Source organism: Streptomyces sp. NPDC048295 (assembly GCF_040652135.1).
Taxonomy (GTDB): Bacteria; Actinomycetota; Actinomycetes; order Streptomycetales; family Streptomycetaceae; genus Streptomyces.
The window spans coordinates 121,788-143,169 of the sequence record NZ_JBEZLL010000017.1; the positions used below are offsets into that span (position 1 = coordinate 121,788).

At 71.5% G+C, this 21,382-nt stretch carries 17 protein-coding genes, 1 tRNA gene and 1 pseudogene; 12 read left to right on the forward strand and 7 right to left on the reverse strand.

Annotated elements, in window-relative coordinates; translation table 11 throughout:
• The first annotated feature begins 253 nt into the window (after positions 1-253).
• The 7 genes from AB0D53_RS24730 (at position 254) to AB0D53_RS24760 (ending at position 7,493) form a co-directional block, all read left to right on the forward strand.
• Positions 254-736, forward strand: a complete 483-nt coding sequence (locus tag AB0D53_RS24730) for a CarD family transcriptional regulator (RefSeq protein WP_006380568.1) — start codon at positions 254-256, stop codon at positions 734-736.
• A gap of 354 nt (positions 737-1,090) precedes the next feature.
• Positions 1,091-1,837, forward strand: coding sequence for a 2-C-methyl-D-erythritol 4-phosphate cytidylyltransferase (gene ispD, locus AB0D53_RS24735; protein ID WP_362450113.1), 747 nt, complete (start codon positions 1,091-1,093; stop codon positions 1,835-1,837).
• Entirely contained in the window at positions 1,827-2,330 is a 504-nt protein-coding gene (gene ispF / locus AB0D53_RS24740; RefSeq protein ID WP_362450116.1) for a 2-C-methyl-D-erythritol 2,4-cyclodiphosphate synthase, read from the forward strand. Before ispD ends, ispF begins: the two co-directional genes overlap by 11 nt.
• Positions 2,331-2,800: 470 nt before the next feature.
• Entirely contained in the window at positions 2,801-3,208 is a 408-nt protein-coding gene (locus AB0D53_RS24745; RefSeq protein WP_362450118.1) for a PPOX class F420-dependent oxidoreductase, read from the forward strand.
• 80 nt (positions 3,209-3,288) lie between these two features.
• A complete protein-coding gene (cysS, locus tag AB0D53_RS24750) occupies positions 3,289-4,692 on the forward strand; it encodes a cysteine--tRNA ligase (RefSeq protein WP_362450120.1) in 1,404 nt (467 codons plus the stop codon).
• A gap of 83 nt (positions 4,693-4,775) precedes the next feature.
• Positions 4,776-5,732 carry a 23S rRNA (guanosine(2251)-2'-O)-methyltransferase RlmB gene (gene rlmB / locus AB0D53_RS24755; RefSeq protein WP_362450122.1) on the forward strand — a complete coding sequence of 319 codons (957 nt, stop codon included), beginning with the start codon at positions 4,776-4,778 and terminating at the stop codon, positions 5,730-5,732.
• 138 nt (positions 5,733-5,870) lie between these two features.
• Positions 5,871-7,493 carry a DoxX family membrane protein gene (locus tag AB0D53_RS24760; protein ID WP_362450125.1) on the forward strand — a complete coding sequence of 541 codons (1,623 nt, stop codon included), beginning with the start codon at positions 5,871-5,873 and terminating at the stop codon, positions 7,491-7,493.
• Positions 7,494-7,576: 83 nt separating this feature from the next.
• Here AB0D53_RS24760 and AB0D53_RS24765 read toward each other — a convergent pair whose 3' ends face one another.
• The 3 genes from AB0D53_RS24765 to ugpC all read right to left on the reverse strand — a co-directional run bounded on the left by AB0D53_RS24765 (position 7,577) and on the right by ugpC (position 10,097).
• Entirely contained in the window at positions 7,577-8,287 is a 711-nt protein-coding gene (locus AB0D53_RS24765) for a nucleotidyltransferase family protein (protein WP_362450127.1), read from the reverse strand.
• A gap of 34 nt (positions 8,288-8,321) precedes the next feature.
• The gene (locus AB0D53_RS24770; protein ID WP_329818350.1) at positions 8,322-8,735 is read right to left on the reverse strand and encodes a hypothetical protein; all 414 of its coding nucleotides are present in this window, start codon (positions 8,733-8,735) and stop codon (positions 8,322-8,324) included.
• A 225-nt stretch (positions 8,736-8,960) separates the two neighbouring features.
• Positions 8,961-10,097 (reverse strand): sn-glycerol-3-phosphate ABC transporter ATP-binding protein UgpC, encoded by a 1,137-nt coding sequence (gene ugpC / locus AB0D53_RS24775; RefSeq protein WP_093540284.1) that lies wholly within the window; start codon positions 10,095-10,097, stop codon positions 8,961-8,963.
• A 179-nt stretch (positions 10,098-10,276) separates the two neighbouring features.
• Here ugpC and AB0D53_RS24780 point away from each other — a divergent pair.
• The 3 genes and pseudogenes from AB0D53_RS24780 to AB0D53_RS24790 all read left to right on the forward strand — a co-directional run bounded on the left by AB0D53_RS24780 (position 10,277) and on the right by AB0D53_RS24790 (position 12,587).
• Positions 10,277-10,350: transfer RNA gene (locus AB0D53_RS24780), tRNA-Thr, on the forward strand.
• 209 nt (positions 10,351-10,559) lie between these two features.
• A complete protein-coding gene (locus AB0D53_RS24785; protein ID WP_362450130.1) occupies positions 10,560-11,696 on the forward strand; it encodes a PP2C family protein-serine/threonine phosphatase in 1,137 nt (378 codons plus the stop codon).
• 98 nt (positions 11,697-11,794) lie between these two features.
• A pseudogene (locus AB0D53_RS24790) lies at positions 11,795-12,587 on the forward strand (ABC transporter ATP-binding protein).
• 490 nt (positions 12,588-13,077) lie between these two features.
• Here AB0D53_RS24790 and AB0D53_RS24795 read toward each other — a convergent pair.
• Together AB0D53_RS24795 and AB0D53_RS24800 are read right to left on the reverse strand one after the other, a co-directional pair.
• On the reverse strand, positions 13,078-14,271 hold the full coding sequence (locus tag AB0D53_RS24795) for a Glu/Leu/Phe/Val dehydrogenase dimerization domain-containing protein (protein WP_362450132.1): 1,194 nt from the start codon (positions 14,269-14,271) through the stop codon (positions 13,078-13,080).
• Entirely contained in the window at positions 14,268-15,920 is a 1,653-nt protein-coding gene (locus AB0D53_RS24800; protein WP_362450135.1) for a 5-guanidino-2-oxopentanoate decarboxylase, read from the reverse strand. Before AB0D53_RS24800 ends, AB0D53_RS24795 begins: the two co-directional genes overlap by 4 nt.
• Positions 15,921-16,131: 211 nt before the next feature.
• Here AB0D53_RS24800 and AB0D53_RS24805 point away from each other — a divergent pair, with 211 nt between their 5' ends.
• Together AB0D53_RS24805 and AB0D53_RS24810 are read left to right on the forward strand one after the other, a co-directional pair.
• Positions 16,132-16,395: a hypothetical protein gene (locus AB0D53_RS24805; RefSeq protein ID WP_362450137.1), complete on the forward strand. Its 264-nt coding sequence runs from the start codon at positions 16,132-16,134 to the stop codon at positions 16,393-16,395.
• A 100-nt stretch (positions 16,396-16,495) separates the two neighbouring features.
• Positions 16,496-19,126, forward strand: a complete 2,631-nt coding sequence (locus AB0D53_RS24810; protein ID WP_362450139.1) for a hypothetical protein — start codon at positions 16,496-16,498, stop codon at positions 19,124-19,126.
• Positions 19,127-19,203: 77 nt separating this feature from the next.
• Here the strand turns inward: AB0D53_RS24810 and AB0D53_RS24815 are convergent, their stop codons facing one another.
• Positions 19,204-20,604 carry an FAD-dependent oxidoreductase gene (locus tag AB0D53_RS24815; RefSeq protein ID WP_362450141.1) on the reverse strand — a complete coding sequence of 467 codons (1,401 nt, stop codon included), beginning with the start codon at positions 20,602-20,604 and terminating at the stop codon, positions 19,204-19,206.
• A gap of 51 nt (positions 20,605-20,655) precedes the next feature.
• Positions 20,656-21,330 (reverse strand): rhomboid-like protein, encoded by a 675-nt coding sequence (locus tag AB0D53_RS24820; RefSeq protein WP_362450144.1) that lies wholly within the window; start codon positions 21,328-21,330, stop codon positions 20,656-20,658.
• Positions 21,331-21,382: the final 52 nt, after the last annotated feature.

Sequence of the window (21,382 nt, forward strand, 5' to 3'; positions counted from 1 at the left end):
AGTTCACCATCTGGAATCCGGCAAAACGGGACGTTCAACCCCTCCGGAGGGTGGTCCGGATGTGTGCGACGTGTGTGTTTCGCCCTGCCCGCACAACCGCTCCGACCTGCGAATACCGGCCTCCGGGAACCTTCCGCAGCACGTGCGTGTTGCTGTTGTCAAGCCCCGAGATATGCCCTGACCTGCGAAAACGCCATTCAGGAGAAGCAGTTCTCGTGTTACCCTTGATAGCCACGGAAGGGGTACCTGTCACATGACGTTCAAGGTTGGCGACACCGTGGTCTATCCCCATCACGGGGCCGCGCTGATCGAGGCTATCGAAACTCGCCAGATCAAAGGCGTGGACAAGACCTACTTGGTGCTCAAGGTCGCCCAGGGCGACTTGACGGTTCGTGTGCCGGCGGACAATGCGGAGTTCGTGGGTGTGCGCGACGTGGTCGGGCAGGAGGGGCTGGACCGGGTCTTCGAGGTGCTTCGCGCACCGTATGCCGAAGAGCCGACGAACTGGTCCCGGCGCTACAAGGCAAATCTCGAGAAGCTCGCCTCCGGCGATGTCATCAAGGTCGCCGAAGTGGTTCGCGACCTGTGGCGTCGTGAGCGCGAGCGTGGACTCTCCGCAGGTGAGAAGCGCATGCTCGCCAAGGCTCGCCAGATTCTGGTGAGTGAGCTCGCTCTCGCGGAGAACACGAACGAAGACAAGGCCGAGGCTCTGCTCGACGAGGTTCTCGCGTCCTGAACCGGCTCGTGCCGGTCGTAAATCAATGTGCCGCGGTGCCCGCTGACAACCGTATTCACGGTATGTCGTCGGGCGCCGCGGCATGTCTGAATCAGGCCGCGGCGTGTCTCATTTCTGACGCGGCCTGTCCGGATTACGTCTCGACTCACCGATGCGTTGGCCTCATCGGTGATACCCCCGATACGTTGCTCGCGATCTTGTGTAGCCGATCCCGAGCGACCGGTGCGGCTTGTCCGAATCGACCGGGTGTCACGGAAAGGGCCCGGCCGAGTCGGGGCATGGCGCCCGGCTCGCTTGTGGCCATACCCATGTCGGCTGTGGAAACAAACATGCCGAAGCTTCGGAGTGCAACCGATGTCTGATCAATCGCGTCCGTACCGCACCGCCGCCGTGATTCCCGCGGCCGGCCGCGGCGTACGGCTCGGTCCGGGCGCCCCCAAAGCGCTCCGCTCGCTGAGCGGGACGCCCATGCTCATCCACGCGGTCCGGGCCATGGCGGCGTCCCGTTCCGTCTCCCTGGTCGTCGTCGTCGCGCCGCCGGACGGCGCCCCCGAGGTCAAGAACCTGCTCGACGAGCACGCCCTGCCCGAGCGCACCGACTACCTCGTCGTGCCCGGCGGCGACACCCGCCAGGAGTCCGTGCGGCTCGGCCTCGACGCGCTGCCGGAAGGTATCTCCGCCGTCCTCGTCCATGACGCGGCGCGCCCGCTGGTGCCGGTCGACACGGTGGACGCGGTGATCGAGGCGGTGCGCGACGGGGCGCCCGCCGTCGTCCCCGCGCTGCCGCTGGCCGACACCGTCAAGGAGGTCGAGCCCGGTGCGCCGGGGGAGCCGGAGCCGGTGCTCGGGACGCCCGTCCGGGCCAGGCTGCGCGCCGTGCAGACCCCGCAGGGTTTCGACCGCGACACGCTCGTACGGGCGCACGCCGCCGTCGCCGTCAGCGGTGAGGGCGCGACGGACGACGCGGGCATGGTGGAGCAGCTCGGGGCGCCCGTCGTGGTCGTACCCGGGCACGAAGAGGCGTTCAAGGTGACCCGGCCGCTGGATCTGGTGCTGGCCGAGGCGGTACTCGCACGCAGGAGGGCGAACGATGGCTTCTGAGGAACGGACCGGTCCCGTGATCCCGCAGGTCGGGATCGGTACCGACATCCACGCCTTCGAGGAGGGCCGCGAGCTGTGGTGCGCGGGGCTGCTCTGGGAGGGCGAGGGGCCGGGGCTCGCCGGGCACTCGGACGCCGATGTCGTCGCGCACGCCGCGTGCAACGCGCTCTTCTCGGCCGCCGGGCTCGGCGACCTCGGGCAGCACTTCGGCACCGGACGGCCCGAGTGGTCCGGCGCCGCCGGGGTGACGCTGCTGGCCGAGGCGGCGCGGATCGTGCGGGCCGAGGGCTTCGAGATCGGCAATGTCGCCGTCCAGGTCGTCGGCGTACGGCCGAAGATCGGCAAGCGGCGCGACGAGGCGCAGAAGGTGCTGTCGGCCGCCGTGGGGGCGCCCGTCTCGCTCTCCGCCGCCACCTCCGACGGGCTCGGCTTCACCGGACGGGGCGAGGGCCTCGCCGGGATCGCGACCGCGCTGGTCCACCGCACCGGCTGACCCCGGCACTGCCCTGACCCGCCGGGGCTCCGGGGCCCGCAACCTTGTTGCGGGCCCGGGCCCGTCGTTCTTGCCGGACACGCCCGGCCGATCGCTCTTGCCGTTGCGGGCCCGGGCCTGTCGTCCTCGCCGTTGCGGGCCCCGGCCCGTTGTCCTCGCCGGACACGCCCGGCCGGTGCCGCGCCGGACTCCGTCACCCGGACGGCCGAATCCCGGCGCTCCTTGCGCGAGGCGTTCGGCGACGGCCCCTTCCGCGTGCTCTGCCTCGCGTACGGCAGCTCCCTGATCGCTCACCACCGGGCTCCGCCTCCCACTGCCCGCGAAGGCGGAGGAGGCCACCGGCGCGCAGGCCGCCCGCAGGGGAGTGCTCGCCCTGACCCTTCCGGTGGGCAGGACCGGGAAGCAGGAGCGGCGGAACGGGGTTGGGGTACGGGTAGAGGCACCACCGATCCCACTGGAGGACGTACGCCATGCCCGCCGCACTCTCCCCAGAACTCAAGGCGCTCCTCGACACCCCCGTCTTCGTCACCGTCGTCACCATCCAGCCCGACGGCAGTCCCCAGGCCTCCCCGGTCTGGGCCAAGCGCGACGGCGACGACGTGCTCATCTCGACGTCGGTGGGCCTCCGCAAGGAGCGGAACCTGAGCCGCGACCCGCGGGTCTCCGTCGTCGTGCAGCCCTTCGCCGCCCCGTACACGTACGCCGAGATCCGCGGCACCGCCGTCCTGACCACCGAGGGCGCCGAGGAACTCGTGGACGAGCTGTCCCTGAAGTACACCGGCAAGAAGTTCGCGGAGTTCAACCCCGAGGCCGCCGCCGACGGTGCCGAGCGGGTGATCGTCCGGATCACCCCGCGCAAGGTCGTCGGAAGCGTCTGAGAAGCCCGTCGTCACGAACTCGTCCCCGCGATTCCCCAAGGGGTCGCGGGGCACTGGTGCGCGCCCACTACCCTTGAGGCGTGACTATTCGCCTGTACGACACCAGCGCCCGGCAGATCCGTGACTTCGTACCGCTCACAGCGGGCTGTGTCTCGATCTACCTCTGTGGCGCGACCGTCCAGGCCGCCCCGCACATCGGGCACATCCGGTCCGGGCTGAACTTCGACATCATGCGCCGCTGGTTCGCCTACCGGGGCTACGACGTCACGTTCGTCCGGAACGTCACCGACATCGACGACAAGATCATCGCGAAGTCGGCGGAACAGGGCCGGCCCTGGTGGGCCATCGGGTACGAGAACGAGCGGGCGTTCAACGCCGGTTACGACGCGCTCGGCTGCCTTCCGGTCACCTACGAGCCCCGCGCCACCGGCCACGTCCCCGAGATGATCGAGATGATGCGCGGTCTGATCGAGCGCGGTCACGCCTACGCGGCCGACGGCAACGTCTACTTCGACGTGCGCTCGTTCCCCGGCTATCTGGAGCTCTCCAACCAGGACCTGGACGACCTGCGCCAGCCGTCCGGCGAGGGCGAGACCGGCAAGCGCGACCAGCGCGACTTCGCGATGTGGAAGGCGACCAAGCCGGGCGAGCCCAGCTGGGAGACCCCCTGGGGCCGCGGCCGCCCCGGCTGGCACCTGGAGTGCTCGGCCATGGCGCACAAGTACCTCGGCACCGCCTTCGACATCCACGGTGGCGGCATCGACCTGATCTTCCCGCACCACGAGAACGAGATCGCCCAGGCCAAGGCGTACGGCGACGACTTCGCGAAGTACTGGGTGCACAACGGCTGGGTCACCATGTCCGGCGAGAAGATGTCGAAGTCGCTGGGCAACTCCGTGCTGGTCAGCGAGATGGTCAAGGCCTGGCGCCCGATCGTGCTGCGCTACTACCTCGGCACCCCGCACTACCGGTCGATGATCGAGTACAGCGAGGAGGCCCTGCGCGAGGCCGAGTCCGCGTTCGCGCGGATCGAGGGCTTCGTGCAGCGCGTCACCGAGAAGGCGGGCGAGACGGTCGAGCCCGCCACCGAGGTGCCGCCGGCCTTCGCCGAGGCGATGGACGACGACCTGGGCGTCCCGCAGGCGCTCGCGATCGTCCACACCACGGTCCGCCAGGGCAACTCCGCCCTGGCCGCCGACGACAAGGAGGCCGCGGTCGCCCGGCTCGCCGAGGTCCGCGCGATGCTCGGCGTCCTCGGCCTCGACCCGCTCGACGAGCACTGGGCGGGCGAGAGCGACCGCGGCGACGATCTGCACGGCGTCGTCGACACGCTCGTACGCCTCGTGCTCGACCAGCGCCAGTCGGCCCGCGAGCGCAAGGACTGGCCCGCCGCCGACGCCATCCGCGACCAGCTCAACCAGTCCGGACTCGTCATCGAGGACAGCCCCACCGGACCGCGGTGGACACTCGGCCCGCGCCAGTAGTCCCCACCATGTGCCGCCCGGCGTTCCGGGCGGCACACTTCACTTACGTACGCATGTCTGAGAAGCAACGAAACAGGTAGGTCATGGCCGGGAACAGCCAGCGCAGGAACCGCCGCACGTCCAACAAGAAGGGCGCGCAGGTCGGCAGCGGTGGGCAGCGACGCCGTGGCCTCGAAGGCAAGGGCCCGACGCCGCCCGCCTCCGCCCGCAAGGGACACAAGAAGAACCGTGTCGCCAACGCCCAGGCCAAGCAGGCCGCGGCCCGCCGCCCCGCCCCCCGGCGCGGCGGCGTCAAGGGCACGTCCGAGATGGTCGTCGGCCGCAACCCCGTCTACGAGGCCCTGCGCGACGGTGTCCCCGCGACGACCCTGTACGTCCAGCAGTACATCGACAACGACGAGCGGGTCCGCGAGGCGCTCCAGCTCGCCGGTGCGCGCGGCAACATCAACCTGATGGAGGCCCCGCGCCCCGAGCTCGACCGGATGACGAACGGCCTGAACCACCAGGGCCTCGTCCTCCAGGTCCCGCCGTACGAGTACGCGCACCCGGAGGACCTCACCGCCGCGGCCCACGACAACGGCGAGGACCCCCTCATCGTCGCCCTCGACGGCGTCACCGACCCGCGCAACCTGGGCGCGATCGTCCGCTCCGTCTCCGCCTTCGGCGGCCACGGCGTGGTCGTGCCCGAGCGGCGCGCGGCCGGGATGACGGCGGGCGCCTGGAAGTCCTCGGCCGGCACGGCGGCCCGTACGCCGGTCTCCCGGGTGACGAACCTGACCCGCGCCCTGGAGGGCTACCAGAAGGCCGGCCTCACGGTCGTCGGTCTCGCCGCCGACGGCGAGCACACCGTCGAGGACCTGGAGGAGCTCGCCGGGCCCGTCGTCATCGTCATCGGCAGCGAGGGCAAGGGCCTCGGCCGCCTCGTCGGCGAGACCTGCGACTACCGGGTCCGCATCTCGATGCCGGGCGGCGCCGAGTCGCTGAACGCGGGCGTCGCGGCCGGGATCGTCCTGTACGAGGTCGCGCGGCGCCGGGCCTGAGGCCCGTCCGGCCGGGGGCGGCCGACCAGGGACCGTCCGGCGGACGGGGTCCTGACGCCCCCCGCCGGACCCCATTGACGGGCCTCGGACACATCGGGCCCGTCAAGGCAGTGTCCTAATCACACATCACTCGGTTAGATGAGTGTGGACACCAGAACGCCCCGGTTCGACGAACAACCGGCCCTGAGCATGGCCAAGGTGGACTGCGACCCTGCGCAGGTCATCGTCAACCACGCCAGCTTCCGGGTGCAGCTAGCCCCCGGCCAGCGCCCGCGGCTGCGCGGTCTGGCCCCCGCCGGCGCACCCAGGATCCCCGCCATGAGCGGCGCGGGAGCTGCCCGCGGCCGGCGCTCGCCCGTCGTGTGGAGCGGCAGGTCCGCCCCCGGCGACCCCGGCGCCACCGGGCTCCTCCAGGCCGTACGGAACTCCACCGCGGGCCGCCCGGCCGCCGGATACGACCCCTACGCGGCCCCCGGGTTCGACAGCGGACCCGGCACGGGCGGCACCCAGCTCATCGACGTCCTCGAAGAGACCCAGCCCAACCCCGTCATCACCGCCCCGCACCAGCCGGGCCGCTACGGCAACGGACCGCTGCTGCCGCCCATGCGCCGGGCGGTCGGCGCCTACGACAGCGCCGACGGCGCCCCGTACGCCAAGGACGCGTACGACGAGGACGGGTTCGACTTCGACGAGGAGACCGGGGCCCGGAGCGGGCGCCAGGGCAGCGAATCCGTACGGCACGCGTACTACCCCGGCCGCCGGATGAACCTCGGCGTCGTGCTGCTGCCCCTGCGGGTCTTCCTCGGCTTCATCTCCATCTACGCCGGCATGGGCAAGCTCTGCGACCCCGTCTACTTCGACGGCGGCGACCGCGGCTCCATGGTCAAGTGGCTGACCTCGCTGCACCCCTGGGCGCTGGCCGAGCCGCTGCGCGACTTCGCGCTCTCCCACCCCGTCGGCGCCGGACTCACCGTCGCCTTCCTCCAGGTCGTCGTCGGCGTCCTCACCGTCCTCGGACTCTGGCAGCGCGTCGCCGCCTCGTTCGGCGCGCTGCTGTCCGCGGCCCTGCTGGTCACCGTGAGCTGGCGCACCGTCGCCGCCTACGACGCGCCCGACATCATCTACCTCGCCGCCTGGAGCCCGCTGATCATCGCGGGCGCGCCCGTCTACTCCGTCGACGGACGGCTCGCCGGTGAGGCCTGGCGCAGGCTCGGCCCGCGCTCGGCGATCTGGGACCTGCGCCGCCGGGTGCTGCGCCGGGGCGCCGTCGTCGCCTCCGTCGTCGTCGGTCTCACCCTTCTCGTGGGTTCCGTGCTCGGCGGCGCGGTCCGCTCCTCCGAGGTCGTCACCGTGCCCGGCCCGAACGGCGACCCGACCAACCAGCTCCCCGGCTCCCCGCTCCCGCAGGAGTCCCGCGGCGGCCGGGCCTCGCACACCCCGGAGGGCCGGCGCCCCTCGCCGACCCGCAGCGGCGCCGCCACGACGCCCTCCACCGCCCCGTCCACGCCCGCCGCGGGCACCGTCCGCGAGTCCGGCCAGGCGGCCGGCGCCGGGCAGCCCAGCCAGACCCAGGGCACCGGCACCGGTCAGCAGACCCCCCGGCAGACGGCCCCGCAGCAGCCCCCCTCCAGCAGCTCCGGCCCGTCGTCCTCCGGCACCACCGGCACGGGCGGCGGTTCCACCGGCGGCTCGGACGGCGGCGACTCCACCGGCGGCACGTCCGGCGGCGGGCAGAACCCCATCGGCGGCCTGCTCGGCTGAGCGTCACGCCCCGGAGCACGGCGAAGGGGCGGTCACCGGTACGTATCCGGTGACCGCCCCTTCGCCGTGCTCCGCGGCGTTCTCTACTGCCCGTCGAGCTCCCTGGCGGCCTCGGTGAGGTCCTTCGCCGTGTCGATGGCCCGCCAGTACGCCCCGTGCGGGAGCGGGTACCCGGCCAGCCTGCGCTCGCGGGCGAGCCGGGGGAACGTCGTCCGCTCGTGGTCGCCCCGGTCCGGCAGCAGCGTCGTGAACTCCGGGGAGAAGACGTACACACCGGCGTTGATCAGATACGGCGAGGGCGGCGACTCGATGAAGTCGGTGATGTGCCCGAACGCGTCCGTCTCCACGGCACCCCACGGGATACGGGGACGGGCCAGGGCCAGGGTGGCGGTCGCGTCGCGCTCGGTGTGGAACGCGGCCATCTCGCGCAGGGAGAAGCGCGTCCAGATGTCGCCGTTGGTGGCGTACCAGGGCTGCCCGGGCTCGGGCAGCCGGGCGGCGGCGTACTTCAGGCCGCCGCCGCGGCCCAGCGGCTCCGACTCGACGACGGTCGTCACGCGCAGCGGCAGCACCGCCGAGTCCAGCCACTCCTGCAGCACCTCGGCCAGATGGCCGCAGGACACCACGGCGTCGGTCACGCCCTCGGCGGCCAGCCAGGAAAGCTGATGGCCGATGATCGGAGTCCCGGTGCCCGGGATCTCGACCATCGGCTTGGGGCGGTCGTCGGTGTACGGGCGCAGCCGCGATCCCTGGCCACCCGCCAGAACCACGGCCTGCGTCGGATACGTATGCATGCCAGGCACGATATGCGGTGCCCGGTGCGGCCGGTCAGCTGAACCGGGCGACGCCCGAGGCGAAGGACGTGTCGCAGACGGGGCGCGAGAATCGGTGGGCGTGTGTGGGGCCGTACTTCTCGACGGCCGCGCGGCCCAGAGCCCTGGCGATCGACATGCAGTGCCGGGCGAGCGAGGGGCGGCCCTCGACGGAGCGCTGGAGGTCCGTCAGCGCGACACCCGGGTCCTTCTCACGGAGCTCCAGGAGCAGCCGGTCGCGGAGGGCGTCCTGCGGGGTGCGCGTCTTGGCGCGCTCGGAGATGTCGTGGGCCGACGCGGTCAGGACCTGGGGCTCGGAGTCGTGCGCCGCCCACGGCACGCTGGTGACGGCGAGGGTCCCGGAGAGGACCATCACGACGGGCAGGACGAAGGCGAGGGATCGGCCGATGCGGCGCGCAGTCTGGGTCACGCAGTGAGCGTAGCGGGCAGTAATGATATGGCGACATTTCGTCACCCTTGAGGGGGATGGTTCGAGGATGCTTTTCGAATCCGGTGTTGACGAACGGTGGCGAAATGACCGGTGTGCCGGGGAATCGGGCGCCGTGCGCATCCAAACCCGATCATGCCCCATGGCGCGCGAACGGCCCCGCACGCGGAACGTGCGGGGCCGCTGTGTCGCGGGTGTTGCGGGGCGTCAGTCGGTGAGACGGGCACCCGTCGAGGTCGAGAAGACGTGCAGCTCGTCCGGGCGCGGCACGACGTGCAGCTTGGTGCCCTTCTCCGGGACGGCGCGGCCGCCGACGCGGACGACCAGGTCCTTGTCCTCGCCGCCGACCCGCGCGGAGCCGTAGACGAAGCCGTCGGCGCCGAGCTCCTCGACGACGTTGACCGAGACGGCCAGACCGGCCGGGGCGTCGGCGCTGTCCTTGGAGAGGGACTTCGCGGCGGCGCCGCCGTGCTCGACGATGTCGAAGTGCTCCGGGCGGATGCCGACCGTGACGGTCGTGTCGCCCTTGTCCGCGGCGGCGGAGAGCGCCTCGCGGGAGACCGGGACGACGCTGTTGCCGAACTTCACACCGCCGTCGGTGATCGGGACCTCGATCAGGTTCATGGCCGGGGAGCCGATGAAGCCGGCCACGAAGAGGTTCGCCGGCTTGTCGTACATGTTGCGCGGCGAGTCGACCTGCTGGAGCAGACCGTCCTTGAGGACCGCGACACGGTCACCCATGGTCAGGGCCTCGACCTGGTCGTGGGTGACGTACACGGTCGTGATGCCCAGGCGGCGCTGGAGCGAGGCGATCTGCGTACGGGTGGAGACACGGAGCTTGGCGTCGAGGTTCGACAGCGGCTCGTCCATGAGGAAGACCTGCGGCTCACGCACGATGGCACGGCCCATCGCGACACGCTGACGCTGACCACCGGAGAGCGCCTTCGGCTTGCGGTCCAGGTACTCGGTGAGGTCCAGCATCTTGGCGGCCTCTTCGACCTTCGCACGGATCTCGGTCTTGTTGACCCCGGCGATCTTGAGCGCGAAGCCCATGTTGTCCGCGACGGTCATGTGCGGGTAGAGCGCGTAGTTCTGGAACACCATGGCGATGTCCCGGTCCTTCGGGGGCAGGTGCGTGACGTCGCGGTCACCGATGCGGATCGCGCCGCCGTTGACGTCCTCGAGACCCGCGAGCATGCGCAGGGAGGTCGACTTGCCACAACCGGAAGGACCGACGAGGACGAGGAACTCACCGTCCGCGATGTCGATCTCGAGCTGGTCCACGGCCGGCTTCGTGGAGCCGGGGTAGACGCGGGACGCCTTGTCGAACGTGACACTGGCCATGCTGGATCTTCTCCTCCACCGGCAGGAACGTGCCGGACGATCCGAGTGCGGGAGTGGTCTGGTCCACTTGAGTGAACCTTCAGCGACGCTACCTGGCCATTTGGAATCTGTCAGTAGTTCGTAGGGCGCGAAATTTTGGGACCGCGCAGGGTGCGGTGTTGGTTACACTGCTCCGGCATGCCTCCTTAGCTCAGCTGGCCAGAGCAACGCACTTGTAATGCGTAGGTCATCGGTTCGAATCCGATAGGGGGCTCCGCGAAGGCCCAGCTCAGATGCGCTCTGAGCTGGGCCTTTCTCTTCAGCGGACGCGACGGCGGCGCCGGGCGCGTGCTGTGCGACTGTCGGAGGTCTCGGTTGTACACTGCGGCGTAGTCGCAGGTCAGATGGGTAGAGCCGCTCCAGAAGGAGCGCTCTTGAAGCCCGTCGTGGCGCAAGCCGCGGTATTGGTGCAGTGTGGAAATCGTGGGCTACAGGCAGGCGCGAGCAGGTCTCGGGCAGCCGTGGCAGCCGAGCCACCTGCTGCTATTGATCCCTGTTGTGCTCATCGTTGTGATCACTGCCGCGGACATCGCGACTGGGCCAAGCATCGCTCTCGGCCCCCTGCTGGTGGTCGCGCCCGCGCTCACCGCGTGGTTCGCGGGCCCCTGGACGACGGCCGGTATCGGGGTCCTGGCCATGGCGGGCGAGGTGATCAACGGCTGGTACGCCGGAAGGCTGTCTTCGCGGAACGTGATGGTGGAGGTGATTGCTATCGCGGTGATCACCTCGTTGATCGTGGTCTTGTGTGCGGTGCGCGACCGGCACGCACGCCAGATGGCCCGGGTCCGGTCGGTCGCCGATGCTGCCCAGCAGGTGGTGATGTGGCCGCTGCCGAGGCGGCTCGGCCCGCTGCGGCTTGCCTGTGTCTATCTGGCTGCCGAGGAGGAGGCCGATATCGGCGGCGATCTGTATGCCGCTGTCCGCACCGGCAGCGCGGCTCGCGTGATGATCGGCGACGTGAGGGGCAAGGGTTTGCCCGCCCTGGGCGAGGCCGCCCTCCTGCTCGGCGCCTTCCGCGAGGCCGCCCACCAGCAGGCATCCCTGCCCGACCTGGCCGCTTCCCTGGAACGGAGCATGGCCCGCTACCTTGCCGACCTCGAACCGGAGGGCGAGGCGGGAGAACGTTTCGTGACCGCTCTTCTGGTCGAGATCGCCGACGCCGAGCCCCTGGTCCGCATGACCAGCTGCGGTCACCCGGCACCCCTGTTGCTCGGCCCCGACAACACCGTCCACGTGCCCCGCCTCCACCCCGGGCCCCCACTTGGCGTCGGCGTCACGAATCCCGACAGTCACGTTGTCGATGTCCTGCCCTTCGGCCCTGAGGACACGCTGGTCCTGTACACCGACGGTGTCATCGAAGCCCGCGACCACAACGGCGTCTTCTACCCGTTCGCGGAACGCGCAGCCCAGTGGACCGACCACCTTCCGGAGGCGCTGCTCCAGCACATCGAACGCGACCTGATCGCCCACGCCGGCGGACGCCTCGGCGACGACGTAGCCCTCCTCGCCATCCGCCGGGCCCATAGCTCCCATGACGAAGTGGAAGAAGGCGAACATTGACAGCGGTACGAGCGGAATGCCGAGCCCTCCACGTTCCGCGAGCGTCCGCCCTTGTTCCCCGGAGTCTGGGAGGTTGCTGAGCGGGCAGGGGACCGACCCTGTGTACGCCGCCTGTGGACCCGGCGGCGGCGGCCTCCGCGGTGAACCTGACCAAGGTGTACGGGCAGTCGGACGCCCAGGGCGTCGCCCTCGACAGGGTCTCGGTCACGTTCCGCCGCGGAGAGTTCGCCACGATCATGGGGCCTTCGGGTTCGGGCAAGTCGATGCTCATGCACTGCCTGGCCGGACTCGACTTCGGCACATCGGGCGGGGCCCGGCTCGGCGGCGTGGAACTGTCACGCCTGGGTGATGGCGCCCTGACCCGGCTGCGCAGGGAGCGGATCGGCTGCGTCTTCCAGGTGTTCCACCTGATCCCGGCGCTGACCGTGCTCGAGAACATCGTGCTGCTCCTGACCGTCGCCGGACGCAGGCCGGACCAGCAGTGGCTGCGCTGGGTCGTCGACATGGTCGGCCTCACCCACCGGCTCGGGCATCGTCCGGCCCGGCTGTCCGGAGGACAGCAGCAGCGGGTCGCCTGTGCGCGCGTCCTGGTGGGCCGCCCGGAGATCGTCTTCGCCGATGAGCCGACCGGGAAACCTGGACTCACGAGCGGCCGCGGACATCCTCGGGTTCCTGCGCCGGTGCGTGCGCGAGCTGGGCCAGACGGTGGTCATGGTCACCCACGATCCGCTCGCGGCCAGCCACTCCGACCGCGTCGTCTTCCTCTCCGACGGCCGCATCGTCGACGAACTGGCCCACCCCACCCCGGACCTCGTGATGAGCCGTATGCGGCAGTTCGACACGAGCATCGGCAACAGCCACTGGGCAGGAGGGCCCGACGCGGGGCCATGACCAGCCCGGCGAAGTCCGTCACCTGCCGCCCGCGCGGGACCGTCCACGAAGAAGTCATGCATTGAGTCAGGCATGTTCGGCACGGACAGACGCGCAGTCGTTCCCGTCGGATTCGTCGCGCCGCTGCTGGCCGCGCCGGCCCCCTCACGGCCGAGCGGGCTGACGCGGCCCCGGCGGCGGACAACTGTCCGCGAGGCGTGGTCCGCCTCTGTCCACAAGCCGACTGCCAGGAATCCGTGCGATCGCTGACGTCGCTGCGACGCCGGGATGCCCGTCCGCGGTTCGAATCCGACAGGAAGTTCCGGTGTTCGGGCCAGCCGGTGCTGCGGCGGCCCAGTTCGCAGCCGAGCGGGGTCAGGACGTGGAGCATCATGCAGTCCTGGCGGGTACCGGCGATGAGGCGTTGCGGGGAATGGGATGCGGAAACCCTTGGTTCCCCACAAGCTCTCTGCGCGTGTTCACATGTCGGAGTTTCGGGTCGGTCCGGCTGTCAGCGGAACGATCCGAAGCGTTCCGCGACGACCGGCAGCCGGTCCGCGGCCAGGGCGTGTGCGGCGGCCCGGGGGGTGCTTCCCTCGGCCTCGGCGCGGGTCAGGATCCGGTCGACCAGGGCGCGCATCGACCGGCGGGTGTACGCGAAGGCCTCGTCGGCGTCGGCGTCGATGTCGCCGAACAGGGTCCACCACCACCAGGCGTTCGTACCGGAGTTGACGACGACATCCGGCAGCACGGTGATGCCGCGGGCGGCCAGCAGGGCCTCCGCCTCGGGCACCACCGGCATGTTGGCGGCCTCGACGATCCAACGGGCGGTGATGCCCGCCTGGTTGGTGGTGTCCACGGCGTACGAGACGGCGGCCGGGACCAGCACGTCGGCGTCGGCGGTCAGCCAGGCGTCGGCCGGCAGTTCGCGGTCCTCGGCGCGGAGCGCGGCGCGGTCCACGGTGCCGTGGCCGTCGCGGGCGGCGAGCAGCGCCTCGACGTCCAGGCCGGCGGGGTTGGCGACGGTGCCCTTGATGTCGGCGACCGCGACGACGCGGAGTCCGGCGCGGGCCAGGAAACGGGCGGTGGCGCCGCCCATGGTGCCGAGGCCCTGCACCGCGACCCGGGTGCCCCGGTGGGCGGTGCCGGCCCGGTCCAGGGCGGTGAGCACCGATTCGGCGACCCCGCAGCCGCCCACCAGCTCGTCCAGGCCGATGCCGTCCACGTCGATGGCGAACGCGTCGGCGAGGCGCCGCCGGGCGGCCTCCTCGTCGTCGAGGAGGGGGTAGACCGCCTGGACGGAGGAGACCAGGCCCGCCTCGGCGGCGGCCCGGTCGACCAGGTCCTGGGTGAGGCCGAGGTCCTCGCCGGTGGTCCAGAACTGTTCGATGTACGGGCGCACGGCGCGCAGGTAGCGGACCAGTACGCCGTAGGCGGCGGGGTCGCGCGGGTCGCAGTCGATGCCGCCCTTGGCGCCGCCCAACGGGATGTAGCGGCCCTGGGGGTTGTAGTGCAGCACCTCCTTCATCGTCATGCCGCGGGCCAGGCCGGTGACTTCCTCCAGCGTGCAGCCGGCGCGCATCCGCAGACCGCCGCTGGAGACACCGCGCACCAGACGGTCGATGACCAGGTGCCCCTGGTGTCCGGTCTCCTGGTCGGTCCAGGTGAGGGAGATCAGGGGAGGGGTGGGGTCGGTGGTGGTCATCGGGGGAGCTCCTCGGGGACGGTGATGAGGGTGGGGCCCGGGGTGTCCAGGGCCCGGCGCAGGGCCCCGGAGAGGGCCTCGGGCGATGCGGCGCGTACGCCGTGGCCGCCGTAGGCGCGGGCCAGGGCGGGCAGGTCGACCGGGGGGAGGTCGACGGCGGTGGGGCGGTCGCCGCGCGCCGCCATCTCGTCGCGGATCTCGCCGTAGCCGCCGTTGTCGAAGACCACGACGGGCAGCGGGAGCCGCAGTTGTACGGCGGTGGCCAGTTCCTGTACGGAGAACTGCAGGCCCCCGTCGCCGCTGAGTGCGACGACCGGCCGGGCGGGGTCCGCGGCCTTGGCGCCGATGGCGGCGGGCAGCGCGTAGCCGAGCGTGCCGAAGCCCGTCGGGTGCAGATAGCGGCCCTCGGGGGAGAGAGGCAGATGGGGGATCGCGCCGTAGTAGCAGCACTGGGCGCTGTCGGAGGTGAGCACCGTGTCCGCCGGGAGCGCCGACCTGATGGCCGCCAGGTACGGCAGCAGGTGGGCGTCCAGGCTGCGGGTCTCGGCGTTCCGCTCCTCGCGCAGTGCGGCGACGGACCGGTGGACTTCGGGGTGCGCCCCGGCGGTTGCCGGGAGGGCGGCCAGCAGGGAGCGCAGGGTGCGGTGGGCGTCGCCGACCAGCGGGATGTCCGCGGGCGGGCCCGCGTACATCTGCGCCGGATCGATGTCGGCCCGGACGAGGGTGCCGGCGAGTGCGGGCAGCGGCTCCCACAGGTCGGACTCGGCGAGTTCGGTGCCGACCGCGAGCACCACGTCGCGCTCCGCCAGCCAGCGCCGGACGGCTCGGCTGTGCAGGGAGACGCCGAGCGACAGCGGGTGGGTCTCCGCGACGATCCCCTTGCCGTTGGCCGAGGTCACCACGGGGGCGCCCAGCTCCTCGGCCAGCCGCAGGCACTCGGCGGCGGCGGTGCGCGCCCCGCCGCCGAGCACGATCCCGGGCCGGGCGGCCGAGCGCAGCGCCGCGGCCGCCGCCGAGAGCGCGTCCGGGTCCGCCGTCGCGGGGGACAGGGGCGGGGCGGTCCGTACCGGCCCGGCCGGTTCCACGGCGGTGAGCAGGTCCAGGGGTATCTCGATGTGGACGGGGCGGGGGCGCCGCGTACGGAAGAGGGTGAAGGCGCGGGCGACCGCCACGCCGATCTCCTCGGCCGAGGAGACCCGGTGGCTGACGGCCGCGACGCCCCGCAGCGCCTCGGTCTGGCTGCGCATCTCGTGGAGCAGCCCGGTCGACTGCCGGGGGTGGCGCAGTGGCATGCCGGGTGAGACGACGAGCAGCGGGACGCTGTCGGAGTACGCCTGGCCGACGGCGGCCGCGATGTTCAGCAGGGCCGGGCCGGTGGTGGTGATCGCCACGCCGGGCCGGCCGCTGACCCGGGCATAGGCGTCGGCGGCGTAGCCCGCGCCCTGTTCGTGGCGGGGGTTGAGGTGGGCGATGCCGTGGGCGGCCAGGTGCCGGTAGATCTCCAGGTTGTGGGTGCCGGGGATGCCGAAGGCCTGGGTGACCCCGTGCGCGGCGAGCGCCCGTACCAGGGTCTCCCCGCCGGTGAGGCCGTCTCGCGGTGGCCGGGCGTGGGTGGTCGCGGGTGGTTCCGGGATGGGGTGTCCAGGCACTTCACAGGCTCCTTACTGAATGAGTAGTCAGTATTTGGAGTGCGGATCGCCCGTGTCAATGCATGCGGGTACTGAACGTTTGTTCAGTTATCGGGGTGGGAGCCGCAGCGCCGGTCCGTCGAGGACGACTGACCTCCGGGCCGTACGTGAACGTGGAGTCGCGGATCTCCTCGGGGGTGGTCCCGGAGGAGGTGCCGAAGGTGCCGGCGAGGTGGTCGTGCTCGGTCTTCCCGGCCTCGGCGCGGGCCTCGCGATGCGGGCCGCCTTCACCATCGGCACGATCGGCGTCCTCGCCGCCGTCCCGGCCGCCCTGGTCATGCGCGACACGAAGGCCGAGCCCGCCGCGGAGGAGGCCGGGCCCGTCCCCCGACCTCCACGAGGAGGGCCGGTGTCCCGGGCGGGGCGCCGGCCCTCCTCCGTTCCACACTTCCGGACCGGCCGCAAGGCCGGGCGGTCCGTTCGGGCGATCCGCTGACGCCGGCCGTCATTCCTGTGCGTACGCCGGAAGGAGGGAGGGCGGCGGCCGTGGGGCGTGTTGGGTCCGGTCGCCGGGCCGAGTCCCTACCTTGCCCGGCATGACGCTGAGACATTTCGGTGCCGCGACCAGGGGTCGTGGCCGCAGTCGTGGACAGAATCGGCTGGGGCGGCTGGCCGCGGGCGGGCTCGGTGTGCTGGGGCTGGTGGCCGCCGGTCTCGGTCTGCCGGGCCAGACGGCCGCCGCCGCGCAGGCCGTGGGTGTACCGCTGGTGGACGAGACGTTCACCGGGGCCGACGCGAACGCGGAGTTCGAGGCGTTCGGGCCCGCCTGCCTGACCGGTGCGCCCCAGGCCCCGGCGCCCGGCCCCGGCACCCACCCGCTCACCGGCTGCCCGGCCGGCGCGACCGGTCCCGTACCGCCGAACAACGCCGCGCCGCACGGCTACCTCCGGCTGACCGACGCGTCCAACGACCAGTCCGCCGCAGTGCTCTACAACCACGCGCTCCCGGCGAACCAGGGACTGGTCACCACCTTCGACCAGTGGCAGTACGGAGGCACCACCAGCCCTCCGGCCGACGGCATCTCGTTCTTCCTCATCGACGGTGCCGCGTCGCTGACCGCGCCCGGAGCCTTCGGCGGCAGCCTGGGCTATGCGCAGAAGCTCCCCGACGACGATCCGAACCAGACATTCCTGCCGGGCGTCAACCGTGGCTACCTCGGTGTCGGTCTGGACGTCCTCGGCAACTACTTCGGTGACTGGGAGCACCGCGGCAACGGCTGTGCCACCCGCTCCCCGGCCGGTACGTCCTTCCGGATCCCGGCACCCGGCGCGAACATGGTGACGCTGCGCGGGCCGGGCGACGGCACCGAGGGCTACTGCTTCCTCGACGCGACGACCAGCAACTTCTCGACGACCGGGCCCTGGCCCTCCACGCTGCCGGGGCAGTTGCAGGGGCCGACCACCTCGGTGCCGCCGGACTCCACCCCGCAGGAGGCCGAAGCGCTGCTGGAGCCCTCGCGCCGCACGGTGACCGTCGAGATCTCCCCGTCGCCGAACCCGGTGATCACGGTCTCGATGGACTTCCACGACGGCAACGGCACCCAGCAGGTGCTGTCGACCCCGGCGCCCCAGCCGGTGCCCAGCACCTACAAGTTCGGCTTCGCCGCGTCGACCGGGCTGTTCACCGACGTCCACCTGATCCGGAACGTCAGCGTCCATCCGGCCGCCGCGCTGCCGCGGCTCAACCTGGTCAAGCAGGTCTCCCAGAACCCGCCGCTGCCGACCCCGGTGACGCCGGGCACCAAGGTGCCCTACGAGTACGTGGTGACCAACAGCGGCAACGTCCCGCTGACGAACGTGAACGTGACCGACGACCGGGTCACCGGCATCATGTGTCCGAAGACCACGCTCGCCGTGGGCGAGACGATGACCTGCACCGGCAGTTACACCGTCACCCGGGCGGACGCCACGGCCGGTTCGGTCACCAACACCGCCATCGCGCACGGGCGTGACAACGGCACCCCGATCGAGTCGCCGCCCGACGACGTCACCCTGGAGGTCCAGTCCGGGCCCGGGGTCCGGCTGGAGAAGTCGGCCGACGACACCCGCGTCTACGAGGTCGGTGACGAGGTGACGTACACCTACACCGTCACCAACACCGGCCCCCAGGAACTGACCGGGCTCTCGGTCACCGACGACCGGGTGACCGGTGTGACCTGCGAGGCGACCACCCTCGCCCCGGCCGGGCAGCCCGGTGACAGCACCACCTGCACCGGCACCTACCGGATCACGGCCGCCGACGCCGACGCGGGCTCGGTCACCAACACCGCCACCGCGCACGGGCGGTCCGGCGGCGAAGCGGTGGAATCGGAGCCCGACGAGGTGACCGTACTGGTCGCCTCCCAGCTGGGGCTGCACCTGACGAAGTCGGCCGACGACACCCGCGTGTACCGGGCCGGTGACGAGGTGACGTACACGTACACCGTCACCAACACCGGCAACGCGACACTGACCGGCGTCGGGGTCACCGACGATCTCGTGCCGAACGTGACCTGCCAGGCGACCACGCTGGCCCCGGGAGCCGTCACCACCTGCGTCGGCAGATACACCGTCACCGCGGCGGACGCCGCGCGGGGGAGGGTCGTCAACGTGGCCGCCGCGCACGGGCGGTCCGGCTCCACCCAGGTGGAATCGGAGCCCGACAGCGTCACGCTGCGGGCCGCGACCGAGCCGGGGCTGCGCCTGACGAAGACGGTGGACGACTCGCGCACGTACAAGGTGGGCGACAAGGTGACGTACACGTACACCGTCACCAACACCGGTTCCCAGTCGCTGACGGGGATCTCGGTCACCGACGACCGGGTGACCGGTGTGACCTGCGAGGCGACCACGCTCGCCCCGGCCGGGCAGTCCGGTGACAGCACCACCTGCACCGGCACCTACCGGGTCACGGCCGCCGACGCGAAGCGCGGCGAGGTCGTCAACCGCGCGGTGGCCACCGCCGAGAACGGGACCGTCCGGTCGAACCAGGACCAGGCCCGCATCTCCGTCGCGAAGAAGTCCTGCGACGGCAAGCACTGCAAGCCGAAGCCGCCCTCCAAGCCCAAGCCGTGCCACGACAAGCACGACAAGAAGTGCAAGCCCAAGCCGAAGCCGTGCCACGACAAGCACGACAAGAAGTGCAAGCCGAAGCCCTGCCACGGCAAGAGCATCTGCCAGGTGAAGTGACACGGCCCCCGCTGAGCTGACCGAACGAGGACGGGCACCCGCCACCACCGGTGGCGGGTGCCCGTCCGTTCTTCCGGTCAGTGCCGCCCGGCCAGCCGGTCCGCGGCCTTCGCCACCGGGTCCGTACCGGCCCGCGGCGAGGTCAGCTCGCGGCGGTCGGCGGCGCGGTAGGCGGCGTACATGCCGTGGACGCCGATCCAGCGGAAGGGCTCCGGCTCCCAGCGGCGGACCTTGTGGCCGACCCAGGGCAGGGCGGTCAGATCGGTGGGGCCCGACTGGCCGGAGTCCTGCTGGATCAGGTCACGCAGGGTGCGGGCGGCGAGATTGGTGGTGGCGACGCCGGAGCCGACGTAGCCGCCCGCCCAGCCGAGCCCGGTCGAACGGTCCAGGGTGACCGTGGCGCACCAGTCGCGGGGGACACCGAGGACGCCGGACCAGGCGTGGTCGATCCTCGCCCCCGCGGTGGCGGGGAAGAAGCGGACCAGGATGTCGCGGAGGGCCTCGATGGTGGCGGGCTGGGTGCGGCCGTCGTTGTCGGTGCCCGAGCCGAAGCGGTACGGGACGCCCCGGCCGCCGAGCGCGATGCGGTCGTCGGCGGTGCGCTGGGCGTACATGTAGGCGTGGGCCATGTCGCCGAGGGTCTCGCGGCCCTCCCAGCCGATGGTGTCCCAGACCGACCGGGGGAGCGGCTCGGTGGCGATCATCGAGGAGTTCATGGGGAGCCAGGTGCGCCGCTGGCCCTTGAGGTTCGCCGTGAAGCCCTCGGTGCAGCGCAGGATGTACGGGGCGCGGACGGTGCCGTACGGGGTGTGCGCGTGCTTGGGCTTGATCTCGGTGACGGGCGTCGACTCGTGGATGGTGACGCCGAGCGCCTCGACGGTCGCGGCGAGCCCCTGGACGAGTTTGACCGGGTGGAGCCGGGCGCCGTGCGGGGTCCAGGTGGAGCCGACGGCTCCGGTGACGTTGACGCGTTCGCAGGTCTCACGGGCGCCGCGCAGGACGCGGTCCGTCTCGCCGAAGGCGATCTCGACGGAGTGGAAGTCCTTGAGCCTGGCCAGCTGTGCGGGGGTGTAGGCGACTTCGAGGACGCCGCCCTGATGGATGTCGGCGTCGATGTTCTCCTCGGCGGCCACCCGTACGACCTCGTCGACCGTCTCGTTCATCGCCTGCTGGAGCCGGACGGCGGCTTCGTGGCCGTGGAGCTTCGCGTAGCGGTCGCGGCCGGCGATGCCGTTGTAGAGCCAGCCGCCGTTGCGCCCGGAGGCGCCGTAGCCGCAGAACTTGGCTTCGAGGACGGTGATGTTGAGGAAGGGGACGGCCTTCTTGAGGTAGTAGGCGGTCCACAGCCCGGTGTACCCGCCGCCGACGATGCAGATGTCGGCGGTGGCGTCGCCGGGCAGGGGCTCCCGGGCCAGAGGAGTGCCCTGGTCCGCGTACCAGAACGATATGCCGCCGTTGACGGTGCTGACGGTGCTCATGTTGCCCCTGCTTTGTCCGGTGTGAAGCCCTGTTGGCTCTCGGGCGGGACGTTACTGCGCGCGAGGCATTTTCGTCCTGTGCCGGGACCGGATCAGTGGGTAGCAGGCGAGGCCGATGAGTACGGCGGTGAAGTGGCCCAGGTCGGTGAAGGTGCGGCCGGCGATGAGCGGGATGCCGTAGAAGACGAGGACGGCGAAGAGGTACACGTACCGCCAGGGCGGTGGGACGCGGTACGTGAGCACGGCGACGACCCCCGCCAGCGCGTAGCTGACACCGAAGTCCAGGGTGTTGGCGGCCGACGGCTGTACGTGTCCGTGCCGGATCGCCCAGGCCAGGACGCCTTCGCTGGCCAGGGAGGCGAGGACGTGCGCCAGGACGGCCACGGTGAGCCAGCGCAGGGTGCCGAGCCAGCGCTCGGCGGGGGCGTGGAAGACGGTGTACAGGAGGGCGTAGGGGAGCCAGTGGCCGCCGTCGATCCAGAAGGCGCTGGCGAACAGGGCGTGCACGGGGTCCTGGGTGAGTTCGTGGATGTTGGTCGAACGCTGGCGCAGGAAGTCCTCTTCGAAGTCCGGTGACATCTGGTGGACGATGACCGTGGTGACGAAGAGCGCGGCCAGCCAGATGTAGGTGCCGGGTGCGCTGCGGATCCAGGAGCCGACGCTGCGGATCCACGAGCCGGCGGTGGTGCGCTGCCGGGTGGGCGGTGCGGGGCTGCTCGGGGTCATATCCGATTGACGCACGGCCCCGGGACCGGTGGCGTGACCGACATTCCGGAAG

Coding starts and splice junctions, on each gene's coding strand:
- AB0D53_RS24730 (WP_006380568.1), top strand. CDS start 254: ATGACGTTCAAGGTTGGCGACACCGTGGTCTATCCCCATCACGGGGCC.
- ispD (WP_362450113.1), top strand. CDS start 1,091: ATGTCTGATCAATCGCGTCCGTACCGCACCGCCGCCGTGATTCCCGCG.
- ispF (WP_362450116.1), top strand. CDS start 1,827: ATGGCTTCTGAGGAACGGACCGGTCCCGTGATCCCGCAGGTCGGGATC.
- AB0D53_RS24745 (WP_362450118.1), top strand. CDS start 2,801: ATGCCCGCCGCACTCTCCCCAGAACTCAAGGCGCTCCTCGACACCCCC.
- rlmB (WP_362450122.1), top strand. CDS start 4,776: ATGGCCGGGAACAGCCAGCGCAGGAACCGCCGCACGTCCAACAAGAAG.
- AB0D53_RS24760 (WP_362450125.1), top strand. CDS start 5,871: ATGAGTGTGGACACCAGAACGCCCCGGTTCGACGAACAACCGGCCCTG.
- AB0D53_RS24765 (WP_362450127.1), bottom strand. CDS start 8,287: ATGCATACGTATCCGACGCAGGCCGTGGTTCTGGCGGGTGGCCAGGGA.
- ugpC (WP_093540284.1), bottom strand. CDS start 10,097: ATGGCCAGTGTCACGTTCGACAAGGCGTCCCGCGTCTACCCCGGCTCC.
- AB0D53_RS24795 (WP_362450132.1), bottom strand. CDS start 14,271: ATGACCACCACCGACCCCACCCCTCCCCTGATCTCCCTCACCTGGACC.
- AB0D53_RS24810 (WP_362450139.1), top strand. CDS start 16,496: ATGACGCTGAGACATTTCGGTGCCGCGACCAGGGGTCGTGGCCGCAGT.
- AB0D53_RS24815 (WP_362450141.1), bottom strand. CDS start 20,604: ATGAGCACCGTCAGCACCGTCAACGGCGGCATATCGTTCTGGTACGCG.
- AB0D53_RS24820 (WP_362450144.1), bottom strand. CDS start 21,330: ATGACCCCGAGCAGCCCCGCACCGCCCACCCGGCAGCGCACCACCGCC.